Annotated in this window: 12 protein-coding genes; 1 reads left to right on the forward strand and 11 read right to left on the reverse strand. The window is 54.7% G+C overall.

Annotation, left to right across the window (positions count from 1 at the left end):
• Positions 1-27: 27 nt before the first annotated feature.
• The 10 genes from P9230_RS05730 to P9230_RS05775 all read right to left on the reverse strand — a co-directional run bounded on the left by P9230_RS05730 (position 28) and on the right by P9230_RS05775 (position 11,184).
• Positions 28-1,023 carry a 2-hydroxyacid dehydrogenase gene (locus P9230_RS05730; RefSeq protein ID WP_278117807.1) on the reverse strand — a complete coding sequence of 332 codons (996 nt, stop codon included), beginning with the start codon at positions 1,021-1,023 and terminating at the stop codon, positions 28-30.
• Positions 1,024-1,049: 26 nt separating this feature from the next.
• The gene (locus tag P9230_RS05735) at positions 1,050-1,802 is read right to left on the reverse strand and encodes an SDR family oxidoreductase (protein ID WP_278117808.1); all 753 of its coding nucleotides are present in this window, start codon (positions 1,800-1,802) and stop codon (positions 1,050-1,052) included.
• Positions 1,802-2,797, reverse strand: coding sequence for a D-erythronate dehydrogenase (gene denD, locus P9230_RS05740; RefSeq protein WP_278117810.1), 996 nt, complete (start codon positions 2,795-2,797; stop codon positions 1,802-1,804). The genes P9230_RS05735 and denD overlap by 1 nt, the downstream gene beginning before the upstream one ends.
• A 14-nt stretch (positions 2,798-2,811) precedes the next feature.
• Positions 2,812-3,690, reverse strand: a complete 879-nt coding sequence (locus P9230_RS05745; RefSeq protein ID WP_278117812.1) for an alpha/beta hydrolase — start codon at positions 3,688-3,690, stop codon at positions 2,812-2,814.
• Between the two features lie 150 nt (positions 3,691-3,840).
• Positions 3,841-4,695 carry an ABC transporter permease gene (locus P9230_RS05750; protein WP_278117814.1) on the reverse strand — a complete coding sequence of 285 codons (855 nt, stop codon included), beginning with the start codon at positions 4,693-4,695 and terminating at the stop codon, positions 3,841-3,843.
• A 10-nt stretch (positions 4,696-4,705) separates the two neighbouring features.
• Complete coding sequence (locus tag P9230_RS05755) at positions 4,706-5,617, reverse strand: ABC transporter permease (RefSeq protein ID WP_278117816.1); 912 nt, start codon at positions 5,615-5,617, stop codon at positions 4,706-4,708.
• Between the two features lie 3 nt (positions 5,618-5,620).
• Complete coding sequence (locus tag P9230_RS05760; RefSeq protein ID WP_278117818.1) at positions 5,621-6,715, reverse strand: ABC transporter ATP-binding protein; 1,095 nt, start codon at positions 6,713-6,715, stop codon at positions 5,621-5,623.
• 94 nt (positions 6,716-6,809) lie between these two features.
• Positions 6,810-7,934 carry an extracellular solute-binding protein gene (locus P9230_RS05765; protein WP_278117819.1) on the reverse strand — a complete coding sequence of 375 codons (1,125 nt, stop codon included), beginning with the start codon at positions 7,932-7,934 and terminating at the stop codon, positions 6,810-6,812.
• Positions 7,935-8,265: 331 nt separating this feature from the next.
• Complete coding sequence (locus P9230_RS05770) at positions 8,266-9,858, reverse strand: GMC family oxidoreductase N-terminal domain-containing protein (RefSeq protein WP_278117821.1); 1,593 nt, start codon at positions 9,856-9,858, stop codon at positions 8,266-8,268.
• A gap of 21 nt (positions 9,859-9,879) precedes the next feature.
• Entirely contained in the window at positions 9,880-11,184 is a 1,305-nt protein-coding gene (locus tag P9230_RS05775) for an NAD(P)/FAD-dependent oxidoreductase (protein ID WP_278117823.1), read from the reverse strand.
• A gap of 303 nt (positions 11,185-11,487) precedes the next feature.
• On the opposite strand from P9230_RS05775, the gene alr reads away from it, so the two are divergent.
• Positions 11,488-12,594: an alanine racemase gene (alr, locus tag P9230_RS05780; RefSeq protein ID WP_278117825.1), complete on the forward strand. Its 1,107-nt coding sequence runs from the start codon at positions 11,488-11,490 to the stop codon at positions 12,592-12,594.
• Here the strand turns inward: alr and P9230_RS05785 are convergent.
• A complete protein-coding gene (locus tag P9230_RS05785; protein ID WP_278117827.1) occupies positions 12,558-13,385 on the reverse strand; it encodes an IclR family transcriptional regulator in 828 nt (275 codons plus the stop codon). The two genes, alr and P9230_RS05785, sit on opposite strands and share 37 nt — an antisense overlap.
• Positions 13,386-13,469: the final 84 nt, after the last annotated feature.

The following is a 13,469-nucleotide window of genomic DNA, read 5'->3' on the forward strand; positions in this document are numbered from 1 at the left end:
GTTGCTGCCGCTATCTTTTTCCGCTGCTCAATGGTCAATCCCATTGAGCGGTTGCAATGCGTGTTTTTGTACCTCGGGCACTGGAGTAATAGCACGCCCCTCATCGAACCAGCTTGTAAGGTTTTTCACCATGAGGTCAGACATTAGGTTGCGCGTCGGAATGGAAGCTGAACCCACATGCGGCAGAAGAACTGTGTTGGGCAATGCAAGCAAATCGGGTGGCACTTTTGGTTCGTGCTCGTAGACGTCAAGACCCGCAGCCATGATCGTCCCAATGCGAAGTGCCTGTACCAACGCAGCTTCGTCGACAGTCGATCCCCGGCCGATGTTGATGAGCACGCCGTCCCTACCCAAAGCCGCGAGGACTTCGGCGTTTGTAGCATGAGTTGTTTCCCGCCCCCCAGGCGCGACACAGATCAACGTGTCTACTGAACGAGCCAGGTCCAGCAGTGTAGGATGCCAAGTCCATGGCACATCAACGATTTGACGGCGGTTATGATAGGAAATTTCGACATTGAAGGTTTGTAGTCTGAGCGCGATTGCTCGTCCAATTCGACCCAATCCAAAAATTCCCACTTTGCGGCCGCTCAGCGTGCCACACGTTAGGGGGAAACGCTCGCCGGCGGCCCATCGGCCCTGACGTAGGAAGGCATCTGCGCGGGGTAAGTCACGCAACGTGGCAATGAGGAGACCCACCGCGGTGTCAGCCACCTCGTCGTTCAACACATCAGGTGTGTGAGTGACAATCACGCCTTGCCGCACGGCCTGGGTCACATCCACAGCGTCATACCCCACACCGAAACTCGCGATGATCTCCAATTTTGGCAGGGCTGATATGAAGGCATCCGTACAGCCGCCCATCACTGCCACACCGCGAACCTTTGCTGCTAGGTCCGATGTCACAAGAGTTGCATCGCCTTTCGCCAAATGCGTAACGTCAAAGCGGAGGGCTAGGGCATCTAGTGCTCGAGGCGAAAGCGGTCCGGCCGCAATAACGGCGATTTTTTCACCGAAGGATTGCATGTGAAACTCCGAATTCGCGGTGAGCTCTAGCCTCGCCCAACCATCGGCATATTGGTTGCCATTACCACCATCGAAAGGACGTTAGCGCCTAGGGGCAAGCCGGCCATGTAAACGACAGCGTCGGCGACATTTCGAGCTTCAATGACAGGCTCTGGTCTGATCTGACCATCTGGCTGCCGTATCCCCTCCGACATTCGTTTGGTCATGTCGGTCGAGGCATTTCCGATGTCGATCTGACCGCTGGCGATGGAAAAGGGACGACCATCCAAAGCCAGCGATTTCGTCAACCCGGTTATGCCATGCTTCGTAATGGTATACGGCGCCGAGCCAGGTCGTGGCGCATAGGCAGAAACCGATCCGTTATTAATAATTCTCCCCCCCTGGGGACTCTGGTTACGCATGATATGAAACGCCTCTCGCGCACACAGGAAGGCGCCCGTCAAATTCACAGCCAATACCTGCTCCCATGCATCAATCGGAACTTCATCGATCATCGCATAGGGATAGCTGGATCCCGCATTGTTGAAGAGCAAGTCGACGCGACCAAACACGTCGATAGTGGCTTCAAAAAGCCTTTTAACGTCTGCAGCTTTGGAGACGTCACACTCCTGAGCGAATGTCCGAACATGATCTACGCCTGACCCGGAAATTGATTGATTCAACCGGTCAATGTGGCGACCACAGAAGACAACTCTCCAACCATTCGCGAGAAGGCCATGAGCGACGGCCTTACCCACCCCGCTTCCGGCACCGGTTACAATTGCGACTCCCCCAGACATTACAAACCCTCAGCCGAAATTGACGCCGGTCCTCCAGGCATCTCCTCTTCGATATAGATGCGAATGATCTCGTCGAAATCTGCATCGCCCTTGAACCCCAGTTCTTGGGCCCTAGTAGCCAGATACCCGCGGGGCCAAGTGCTAACGATACCCTCAATCGTGGGGTCTATCTCGTCGCGCACGAAACGGAGGTACTGGGGGCCAGCCACTCGGGCCATTGCATCGATTTGCTCTCCGACGGTGCAGTAGACGCCAGGCATGTTCAGGCTTCGACGCGAGCCGATTCGTTCACTTTGGAGCTCTGCAGCATGGATTAGGAAGCCGACAGCCGACCGCGGACTCGCGCTACTGTGAATAATATCCCGCGATACGGGAACGACAGCTTCGACCCCGTTTAACGGCTCACGTATAATACCTGAATAAAAGCCCGAAGCTGCCTTATTGGGCTTGCCCGGACGGATGCAGATCGCCGGAAGCCGGATGGACACACCATCGATAAAGCCTTTGCGCGAGTAATCCTGGACTAACGCTTCCACAATGATTTTCTGGGTCCCGTAGGAAGTTTGCGGAACGGGGGCAAAATCGTCGTCTATAAGGTCCGGAAATGGACCTCCGAACACAGCACCTGAAGAGGCAAAGACCACGCGCGGCTTGTTTCCATTGTGGCGCAGTCCTTCGAGGAGCGCCCGACCGCCATCGACATTCACTCGGTACCCAAGATCGAAGTTGGTTTCTGCCTCCCCCGAGACCACGCTGGCCAAATGAAAGATGATATCCGGTCTGGTGGCAGCCAAGCGCTCAGCGGTTTCCGGCTCCGCGATATCACCGACATGGATATCTGTCTTGATGTCAGAACCGTTTGGAATAGCAGCTGGAACCACATCAAAGAGGTCGAGTGTCGATATCGGATGGCCGCTCAGCTCACGCCTGTTGACTAGGTTGCGGACCAGCTTGGACCCGATCATTCCGGCGGCGCCGGTCACTAGAATTCTCATTGAACCACCACCGCTTAGAGTTTGATATCAGCTTGGGCAAGGACCTCGCGGATCGCAGTCAACGACGCAGGCTCATCAAGCAGCAACGGATGCCCTCGCCCTTGCACGCTTACCGTTTTTGCCCGTGGCAAAGCCCCGGCCATTTTGTCAGCCTGCTCTAGTGTGAGGAATTCAGAGTTCTCACCCCGCAAGATAAGCACCGGAACCTCCTTGATCGTGGAGTATTCGTCCCAGAGGCTAGGCCAGCGCTCTTTTGTTCCTGCCCAGGCCTCCAAGATGGCCGGGTGGAAATCTCGTTTCCATTTCCCTGGCGTTGTCTCCGCATAGACTTGCAGCGTGTAGGCTCGCCAGTCTTCGAGGCCAAAATCGGGAAAATTCTTCCGATTCGGCTCACGCAACTTATCCAATGCCTCATCAAAGCTATATTCGCCTTGGTCTGCCAAAGCGACCATCTTCTTACCGACTCTGTTCACTGTCTCAGTACCAGTGTCGTTCACCACAACACCAATAACGCGATCCGGTCTGCGGCTCGCCATTCGCCACGACATGAAGGCACCGAGCGCGAGCCCTACCAAGACCATCCGCTCCACCCCAAGATGATCGGTCAGCGCCCAGACATCACCGATCATCTGATCAAAATCGTAATTGGCTGGATCGTCGGAACGACCTCCCCTCCCCCTTCCCCTAGTGTCTACGGTAACGACTCTTCGCTCGTCTGCGAAGTGAGAGGCCACGCGGTCAAAATCGCGAGCCGTTCGCATGAGGCCCGGCAGATAAACAATGGGAACTTTATCGGTATTATCTGTCAGCGGTCGGAAATCTCGGTAGAAGACCGACATACTCGAACCGACGGAGAAGACACCCTCTTCAACTGTATAAGATCTTTGAAGCATTCCTGTCCTCTTGCTCTGTCGTTATGGGTAGTGGTAACCACTGCGTGGATCTCGTCTGAGCCACGGCCTGCATCGTTTTGCCGTTAAGTCGGAGGGGGTGCGACGTTTGGACGTACCTCGCGAGCATCCGCTGACTGATGAAGTCCTGTCCTAGTAGGCCAAACCGGCCACTTCCTGGGCCTGCGCATTTCGCGCCATCCGATCGATCTTAGCCCGGCTACGAATTTCACGCCGCCGAAGGACCTCGTACGACACTCCCGCCAAAACCGTAACCGCAACCAAGATTAACGCGAGGGCGTTGATCATAGGCGTAGCGCCAGTTCTCACCTGGGACGCGATGTAGATCATAACGGTTTCCTTGCCGCCTCGAGTAAATAGGGGCACATTGTAACCCTCGGTTGATTGCAGAAAGGAGATAACCCCACCAAGTATCAGCGCGGGTCGAAGGTGAGGCAGCAACACCGTCCAAATCACCTGCGCGTGACTCGCACCAAGATCAAGGGCTGCTTCTTCAAGCCCTGGATCGAAGCTCTGCAACCTCGCAAGCACCAGCAACATGACATAGGCGGCAATCACTGAAACCTGCCCAAAAGTCGTGATAAGGAGGCCGGCCGGCACATCAAGTGCTCTCCAAAACATAAGCGTTGATATGCCGATAACTGCCCCGGGTGTAAGGATGGGCGCGGTCATAAGACCGTAAAGAAAGCTGCGCGCGCCGGCATATGTATTGTTGAGAGCAATTGCGGCTGCGGTACCGATCGGGACTGCTATTACCATAACGCCTGTCGCCACAAGCACGGTGTTCCCAACTGCCAGCCAGAACCGGGTATTATCCCATAAATCAACAAACCAATGCAGCGTGAAGCCGCGCCAAGGCCAAACTGTTGGGAACCGCGATTCGTTCAGTGCGGCTCCGCATGTCACGATGAGCGGCAGCAGCAGAAACCCCACCATCACTACCAAATAGAGCTGAAGAATGGTGCGGCTTGGAGTTCCAGTTCGCATTTCGCCGCTCCTAATGCGCAATGTCGGAGAGGTTCACTCGGAACAATCGCATCACGAGCGAGACAAACAGCAAGCATACCAAAAGCAGCATAAATGCGTAGGCGGAGGCAGTGTTCCAGTCCTGGCTCTCGAACATCGTACGCAAAATAATTTCAGTGAACCATCTGGAGCTTGGGGAACCGAGTAGGACAGGGACAAGAATTGAGCCGACGGCAAACATAAACACCATTGTGCATCCAGAACTTATTCCTGTTTTTGCATGGGGGAGCACTACCAGTTGATGGACGGTCCACCATTTTGCTCCAAGGTCCTGAGCGGCCTCGACTTGGTTATTGTCTAGGGACGTCAAGCTATTGTATATTGGGAAGAACATGAACAGAAAATACGTATACACCATACCAACGATCACACCATTATAACCGGATAGCCAGCGAACTTTAGACAGGCCGAATAACTCCACCAACGCGTTGAGAGGGCCTTGGTAAGCGAGAATGACGAACCAAGCGTAAGTCCTCAGAAACTCACTCACGAACATCGGCACCACGAGCATCAGCAATAGAGTTGGAACAATTTCGATTGAAGCTCTCTTCGCCAAGTACCATGCCAGTGGATAGGCCAAAGATACGCAGATTGCCGTAACAAATATGCTATATAAAACCGTGGTAATAAATATGTATACCGGCAGCGGTATATCAACGCCGAGGAATGTTTTTAACGCAGATGTGCTAAACAGAGAAAGATAATTAGCTATCGTATAAACGTCTTTAGCACTTCCAACTTCAGTAACCGGTAAATAAAGCCGAAAGGATTGCTCTAGCATAATAGCGTAAGGAATCCAAACCAGCGCCAACATCCAAAATGCCGTCAGCGCCAGCAATATCGCTGTTAAGCCCAATCCATACCGTCTAATCAAGCTGGCCATCGTCTAGAATCCCTCGGTGCGGACGCCCGTCGGTCGATCGTCAACCAGAATCTGCGCGCGTTCTGGGTCGAACGAAAACCTGGCGGTTGAACCGATCTGCGGCAGCTCGCCGGCGGCCCCGTTGGTGAACTGCGCTACGATGGGGACCCCATTACGAGTGGTCCCAATGACGCTGATTAGGTTGCCCTCAAACACAACCTTGGTGACCGTGGCCTCAAGGCTATTCTCCGCACTGCCCAGACGCACATTTTCTGGGCGCACAAAAAGTCGGGTTGTGCCTGAGTTTCGGACTCCAGGACCTGGACGGGCTTTGAAACGCCCATCGGGGGTGCGAAACGACGCAAAGCCACCTTCCTCACCGTCCACTGCGCCATTTAGGATGGTATTTTCTCCAACGAAAGACGCAACGAAGCCGTTTGCAGGCGTATTGTATATAACTTGCGGCGTGTCCACTTGCTGAAGCTTGCCACGTGACATTACAGCGACGCGGTCAGACATCGCCAATGCTTCGCTTTGATCATGAGTGATATAGATAAATGTCACGCCAGTTCGCTCCTGAATGGCGCGTAGCTCCGCTCTCATATGCTGCCGAAGCTTGAGGTCAAGCGCAGAGAGCGGCTCGTCGAGTAGCATCACCTTGGGTTCAACTGCGAGGGCCCGGGCTATAGCGATCCGCTGTTTCTGACCGCCGGAGAGCTGCCCAATCGCTTTGTCGCCAGCGTCGGGAAGATCGACCACGCGCAAAAGCTCCTCAGCTCGTTTGCGTCGCTCAGATCGCCCAATCCCCCGAACTCGCAATCCGAAAGTGATATTCTCCCAGACAGGCATTAAGGGAAAAAGTGCGAGATTCTGAAAGATCAAAGCGGTTGGCCGCCTGTTAGGACCGATACCTTTCATGGACTTTCCGCCAATCCGGATATCGCCGGAGCTCGGGCTTAGAAAGCCCGATACCATCCGCAGAATTGTAGTTTTTCCGCACCCCGATGGTCCCAGGAACGAAAAGAACTCACCCGGTCGAACATCGACGGAGACGTTGTCGACAGCCTTGAAACTGCCGAACTCAATGCTCACCGCAGAGAGATCTACACCCTCGCTCATATGAGTTATCGCGCCCTAGAAACCTGAATATTCAACCAACGGACTGTCCCAAGCGCAGGGCGTTGTTCGCCCCGCGCCTGGAAATGGTAACCCCTCAGGCCGCGCGCCACTTATCTGCATACTCCCCACGCAGCTTAATGAACCACGGATCCTGCGGCGGCCACCACCAAACCTTTGAGATGGCGTCACCTGGATATGCCGCCGCAGTGAAGGCTTTCGATTTGTCGTCCATAAGATCGACAGCGCCTTTGACGCTAGGAAGCCCTTGGTTTGCGGCCGCCCATTTCGCACTGTTTTCGGGCTGGGAAATATACTTCACAAATGCGTGGGCTGCCTCGACGTTGGGAGCTCCCTTCAGAAGAACAAAGCCTTGATTCCACCCAAATACGCCCTCCTTAGGTGCAATGTAGCGAACACCCTGATCTGCCAGTACTCTTCCCATCGATTCCCAGATGAGACCCACGCGACAGCCGTTGGCTGTAAAGGCCGCGTTGCCCTCGTTATCGTTCGTCCAGAATTGAGCGATGTTCGGCTTATGCTTAATTGCCTCAGCGATAATCACGTCATAATTGGCCCGCATAACCGCTTCGTCCTTGTAGGAATCGAGAAACGGCTTTGGAAGCTTCCCCTGAGCCTCAAGGATTCGCCCGATCGCTGCAAGCGCGGAGTGCGCGCGGACCGTCACTTGCCCAACGAACGCGGGGTCTAAAATGTCTGCCAGGCTGGCCTCCCCGAAGGTGTGGCCCTGCACATCCGAGGCATATCCCATGCCTTCGCCGCCCCATAAGGTGGAGGAGTAAACGAGCTTCCCCTCTTGATAACCGGCATCTCCCTCCTTCGTACCCGGCATGCCAGAGGTGATGTTTCCTACTGCTAGCTTGCTAGGATCGAATGCCTGAAGGAAGCCGTTCCCATACCAAAGGGGAATGTTGGTACTTGCCGGCTCGCAAAGGTCCGCCGCTTCAGCCGTGCCCGCGCCAAGTTTTACCTGCGAGAACATTTCATCGTCGTTAGTTATGGCCGACAGCTTTACTTTAATACCGGTCTCCTTCTCGAAGGCATCGAGAATAGGCTGCTGGTTCATTGCATAGCTGATTAGCTTCACCTCTCCAGAAGAAGCGAGCGCTTTCGACGAGATTATCGCGGGCGCAGCGAGAAAGGCAGCTGAGGCCAGCCCAGTTTTGAGGACCGCCCTACGATCTAGGCGAAATTCCGACATGTCACATATCCCTGGTTCGAGTGTTCCCTAAAAGCCTCGGATTGCTGCATGGAGAGTGACGCATCGAAAAACGCCGTTGCTCCCTCATTCGCGGGGCCAGGCGACCACGCGAAGAGCCTTTTATTGTTTCTTTCAATGTCCACAACTTGCAGCGCCGAGGATCTCCTCGGCGTCTACAAATGTTGCACAGGCCGGAGTGGTTGGCAACGCATTTTTGGAATTTAATTCTGGAATTTTGAAACTCGACGCTGAGATACGCCCGCGCAGGGGTTTCGATCGCTCGAATAAAACAGGAAGGCTGAAGGCTACAGGGACGCGGCAGGCGACCTATCTAGCGCCACATGGCGGCCGCCTTAGCGGCCATCATCATGATAACAACGTTTGGATTGCCGGCTACAAGGTGCGGCATTGCTGACCCGTCAACGATGTTCAGGCTCTCAAGTCCCTTGACGCTAAGGTCAGGCTCCAGGACCGCGAGGTTATCATCCCCCATTCGGCATGTGGCAGCAGGATGATATTGCTGTGTGGAATGCGCCCTGACGAAACCGTCAATCTCGCTGTCGTTTGACAGGTAACGATCCGGCATCATCAATCGGTCGCGAAATTGGGACATCGCTGGAGCCTCGCCTACTTCCATAGTCTGGCGGAAGGAGCGGCGCATCGTGGCAATATCTTCCGGATCCGACAGCGAGTTGTAGAACACACGAGGACGATCTACAGGATTGGTCGAGCGGAGACGAATTTTGCCCCGGCTCCTTTGGCTTAACAGGTTAACCTTCACACAGAACGAGCCTTTCCCTGGAGGGTTGACGAGCGGGTACCATATATTCGCCTCAGGCGCGATCAGTGGGATCACCAATTGAATGTCAGGCTGTGGCAGTGAATCGTCGGTCTTGAGAAAAGCAAAAATTGCGCCCGGAAGATTCGCTGCTGGCCCAGTGCCAAAAAGCTGAGCTCTCAACATGTTCATCGCAATCCGGTCGCAGCGCAGAGTCTGGTGGAAGGGATCTTTTTGCTTTCTGCGCCACTGGAGCATGTAAGCCAAGTGATCCTCCAATGTCTCACCGACAGGTAAGTCGGCTTTCACATCGATTCCCATCGCTCGCAAGTGGTGTGCCGGGCCTATTCCAGAAAGCATCAAAAGGTGAGGCGTATTGATCGCCCCTAAGCAAAGAACTACGCGCGACCCCGCATGTGCTACCTCATGGCGACCGTGCCTTAGATACTCCACTCCTACAGCGCGACGACCGTCCAACCGCACCTTCGTTGCCATTGCACGTGTACGAACTGTCAGGTTTTTACGCCGCAAAGCAGGTCGCAGAAATGCTTGGGCTGAAGATGTTCGCTTGCCGTCACGAATTGTGTATTGGATTGGCGCAAAGCCTTCGTTCTGAGCTCCGTTGTAGTCCAGAGTTGTCGGATGACCCAAGCTTTTTGCTGCTTCAAACCAGCCAAAGGCGAGTTGGTCGTGAAACTTTGGCGTGCACGCGCCGAGGGGACCCTCGCTGCCACGCCAGCGGTCCTGCCCCCCCTCCCAGGTCTCGCACTCTTTGAAGAAAGGCAGGACCTCTTCGTAGCTCCAGCCCCTGGCCCCCTGTTCAACCCATCGGGCATAGTCTAGCGGGTTTCCACGGGCGTGGGCCATGTAGTTTAGAGACGAAGTGCCCCCGATGACCTTGCCATGCGGGATGATCATGCGCTGGTCGTCCGCAGCTGGATTGGGTTCGGAAACGTCATCCCACTGATACATCTGATGCTCGAACATTTTTCGAGCACCATAGGGGATACGGATCAGTGGGTTCCAATCCCACCCGCCGGCTTCTAAAAGCAGCACCTTGCAGTTGGGGTCAAGCGACAGTCTGTTGGCGAGAACACAACCCGCCGACCCCGCGCCAACTATCACGACATCAAAGGCTTCAGGCATTTTCGAGTCTCATCCACATACTCAAGCGCCGCGCAAAGCTCGAGCGGCGGCGCGCTGTCCGCTACGAACACCACTCTCCATGTGAATGCTGTCGTAGTCTGTCCCTGCAAATGAGAGGCCTTTGAACCGTTCAGCCAGGATTTTGAAATCCAAAAGCTTCCGATGCATCCCGGGCTCATATCGGGCAAGACCCCAGTCATGCCGAAAAACGTGCGCCTCATCTATCCAATCGGAGAAGCCTGGAAAGAATGGCTCCAGATCGAGCCGTGCGCGGTCAACAATCTCGGAGTCGGGCTTCGCCATCAGTTCAACGGCGCGCGGAAAAGCGGGCCACGCAGAGATTATGGCTTTGCCAGAAGGCGCCATGTAGGGCGTCTTCATCGTGTGGTTGAGCGCCATATTGAAATCAGCATGACGGAAGGGGTGACCCATGAAAGAGTATGCCTCCTTAGCCAGTGGCCGATCCAGGAAGAAGAAAACGAGAGGCATTGGGGTATGAGTGAACGCGCCCAGGAATCGCTTCGCTTCTGAAAACTCGTCAGTTAAAAGCGAACCTGCAACGCCAGCGGTGCACGCTAAAATCACGTGGCGTGCTTTAATCTTAGTACCGTCGTCTAGCTCTACGCCATCGACCACACCGTTAGTGGTCAAAACTCTGTTGACTTGAGCGCCATACCGAATCTCGAGGGTGCCCGCAATCTTTTCCAAGATAGAGGCATTTCCCTGACGCAGTCCCATGATCTTTGTCGTCATGCGGAGTCGAAGGCCGTTGACGATGTAGTACATACTGATCCGGTCGGGGGTCGAGTTGGCCATTGCCCAGGACATCGGACGTAGTACAAAGTCACGAAAATTTCGACCAGCCCAGCGCAATTCATCTGCCGCACTGACGTTGTCATATCGGGGAATGTCCGTGTTCAGCTCAAACTGCGGGAACGGCTTGGCAAATGTGAAGTATTTTGCCCAAAAATAGCTGAGGTCTAGCTTACCCCTGAGACCCACTATTTTTGCCAGGTCTTTGTTCCCTCCTGAGATGCGTGGGGCGCCAGTCCGATCGAGATATTGGACCTTACCAAAAGCTGGCATCAAATCGGCTGTCATCCCGTACCGATCAATGAGCTTGAGCATCTCATCGTAATTAGAATGGATGCCTTGGGCCCCGGCTTCGGCTGTATCGCCATTCTTACGAGAAATTCTCACGACGCGGCCCCCAGGGCGATCCGATGCCTCGAGAACCAAAACTTTCTGGCCAGATCGCTGTAAGGCCTCGGCTGCAGATAGCCCCCCAATGCCAGCCCCGACGATGATTGTATCTGGGTCAGCCATTGCACGCTCCCCTTGGGCACAAGAGAATGGTGCGCTCGTATGGCCGCAAAACAATCGTAGCAGATATCATGTTCGAACTTCCGACGGAGTTGACAGGTTCGCTAACCCTAGCCGAAAGCCATCATATGGCTCAAGACCATTTATGGAATTAATTTCCGTATTCATTGACCAAGCCGGCGCGCTATGCAACAAGATGCCCGTCCCGCTCTGGTAGCGTGGTTTGTCTTTTCGCCGTCGTGTTGATCCATGGACCTGACATGCCTTCCCGAAGCCGCAGGTAAAATCTTAAGGTCGGAGCCTGTGATGTTGGTCGACACGGGCGCAATACAGAGAAACTTTCTGAAGCTTAAAACACTCACGAAGGGCCGGTGTGCAGCCGTTGTGAAGGGTGATGGCTACGGACATGGCATGCGGCCCTCCGCGGCAGCCTTGCACCAAGCAGGAGCCGATCTCTTTTTCTGCGCTAGGTTCGAGGATGCCGCGACTTTGCGGGAAGATCTAGGCGTCGGCCCGAACATCGCCGTGCTGGATGGGATTCCACAGTCTCTTCTTCATGACGCGGCAAAACTTGGCATCTCCCCCGTGATAAACTCCCTGCCTCAGTTGGAGGCGGCTCATGACTTTGCTAATTCTTCGGGAGAGCGACTTCGAGGATTTGTACATATCGATACGGCAATGAACCGTCTGGGGTTGAGCGCGCAAGATCTTGGTCGAGCTCGACGCCTCATACCTGGAATAGCTATTCAAGCCTACATGACCCACTTTGCCTCGGCTGATGACATCGATCTCGAGCTCTGCCGGATGCAAGTTCAGCGTCTCAAAGATGCCTGTCGACATTTGCCACCCGCGCCGTTGTCGATTGCCAATTCGTGCGCGACCTACCTTGGTAATGAATTCCATGGCGACATCATTAGACCAGGGAAATCGACGTTTGGCATTAACCCTCTGCCAGAGGGCGATAGCCCGGTCGAGCAACCGGCAACGGTTCTGGCGACCGTTGTTCAAGTCCGTACGGTGAATAAAGGAGACCCCGTCGGATACTCTTCAAGCTGGCGAGCACCCACCGCACGAAGGGTTGCGCTAGTAGCCATAGGTTACGCCAATGGCTACTTGAGAGCCAACAGTAGCCGCGGCCAGGTTGCAATCGATGGCCAAATAGCGGACGTCATAGGGCGCGTCTCAATGGACTTGATAGCGATCGACGTTAACGAGCTCCGTCCCGACCTCGTCCACGAAGGCACAAAGGTGGAGATCGTGGGCCCCACGATCTCCTACCGTCGATTGGCCCAGCAGGCAGGAACGAACGAGCATGAAGCAGTGATCGCGCTTGGTCGCGGATGCCGTCGCGTTTATGTTAGCCAGGCGTCTGGGGGCTACGGACGTAGTTCTGCATGTGGAAACGGCTGGTGACTGCTGGACGCCGGCCTTTCTAACAATTCTCGCAACCTCTCTTTGGTTTCTAAGAGAGCATCGCCAGCCGCACCCAAGCAATCGCTGGGAGAAAGTATATCCGATATCCCACCGCAAGTAAGCGCTACGAGCTGCGATCCGTCCGTCGGTCGAAATGCTACCCCTATCGCATTGATGTAACTATACCACGCTCCGAAAGAGCAAACGAAGCCTCTGCTTCTATAGCCGTCAACGGCCTCCGCAACACTATTCTTGATAGACGGCGCGTTTTCAGGCTCGCGCTCTACTAGTCTGGCGATCAAATCACGGCGAGCGTCCGAATTCATTTCTGCAACGTACGCAAGCCCCATTGCTGTACGCCAGATTGGTAGCTGGGAACCCACGTTGAGTTGCAATGTAACCGGTCCGAACGCCCGACAATTTGCCAGATAGATCATCTCTAGCCCAGTACGGGCTCCGAGTGCCGCGGCAACGCCAGTTCTCTCTGCCAATCTCTGCAGGAGCGGCTGAACAACTCTGACAACCGGGATTGAACTCAGGCCGGAATAGCCAAGCGAGATGGTCGAAGGCCCAATACTGTAGCGCCCCATAGGTTCGTCGTATGAAAGATAGCCTGCGCTAGCGAGGGCGTAGGTCAATCGTGAGACGGTAGCCTTCGGCAGTCCCGTGCGCTCTATCAAGTCCTGGTTGCCCAGTGCCGAATCTGTTGCCCTAAAAGCTCGCAATATCTCAAGGCCACGAAGAAGCGAACTCGCCCCTACGGCTTCTTCGGCGAGTTTTGGATCGTCCATCGGTTTTGATCGCTTTCTCACAGATCGCCTCCTATTCCGTTTATAGCCCCTACTATGTTGGGAAAAAATATGGAATATAATTCC

Origin of the sequence: Mesorhizobium sp. WSM4887, from assembly GCF_029625865.1 — a bacterium.
Lineage (GTDB): Bacteria > Pseudomonadota > Alphaproteobacteria > Rhizobiales > Rhizobiaceae > Mesorhizobium.

Coding starts and splice junctions, on each gene's coding strand:
- P9230_RS05730 (WP_278117807.1), bottom strand. CDS start 1,023: ATGCAATCCTTCGGTGAAAAAATCGCCGTTATTGCGGCCGGACCGCTT.
- P9230_RS05770 (WP_278117821.1), bottom strand. CDS start 9,858: ATGCCTGAAGCCTTTGATGTCGTGATAGTTGGCGCGGGGTCGGCGGGT.
- P9230_RS05765 (WP_278117819.1), bottom strand. CDS start 7,934: ATGTCGGAATTTCGCCTAGATCGTAGGGCGGTCCTCAAAACTGGGCTG.
- P9230_RS05750 (WP_278117814.1), bottom strand. CDS start 4,695: ATGCGAACTGGAACTCCAAGCCGCACCATTCTTCAGCTCTATTTGGTA.
- P9230_RS05755 (WP_278117816.1), bottom strand. CDS start 5,617: ATGGCCAGCTTGATTAGACGGTATGGATTGGGCTTAACAGCGATATTG.
- P9230_RS05735 (WP_278117808.1), bottom strand. CDS start 1,802: ATGTCTGGGGGAGTCGCAATTGTAACCGGTGCCGGAAGCGGGGTGGGT.
- P9230_RS05745 (WP_278117812.1), bottom strand. CDS start 3,690: ATGCTTCAAAGATCTTATACAGTTGAAGAGGGTGTCTTCTCCGTCGGT.
- alr (WP_278117825.1), top strand. CDS start 11,488: ATGTTGGTCGACACGGGCGCAATACAGAGAAACTTTCTGAAGCTTAAA.
- denD (WP_278117810.1), bottom strand. CDS start 2,797: ATGAGAATTCTAGTGACCGGCGCCGCCGGAATGATCGGGTCCAAGCTG.
- P9230_RS05785 (WP_278117827.1), bottom strand. CDS start 13,385: ATGGACGATCCAAAACTCGCCGAAGAAGCCGTAGGGGCGAGTTCGCTT.
- P9230_RS05760 (WP_278117818.1), bottom strand. CDS start 6,715: ATGAGCGAGGGTGTAGATCTCTCTGCGGTGAGCATTGAGTTCGGCAGT.
- P9230_RS05775 (WP_278117823.1), bottom strand. CDS start 11,184: ATGGCTGACCCAGATACAATCATCGTCGGGGCTGGCATTGGGGGGCTA.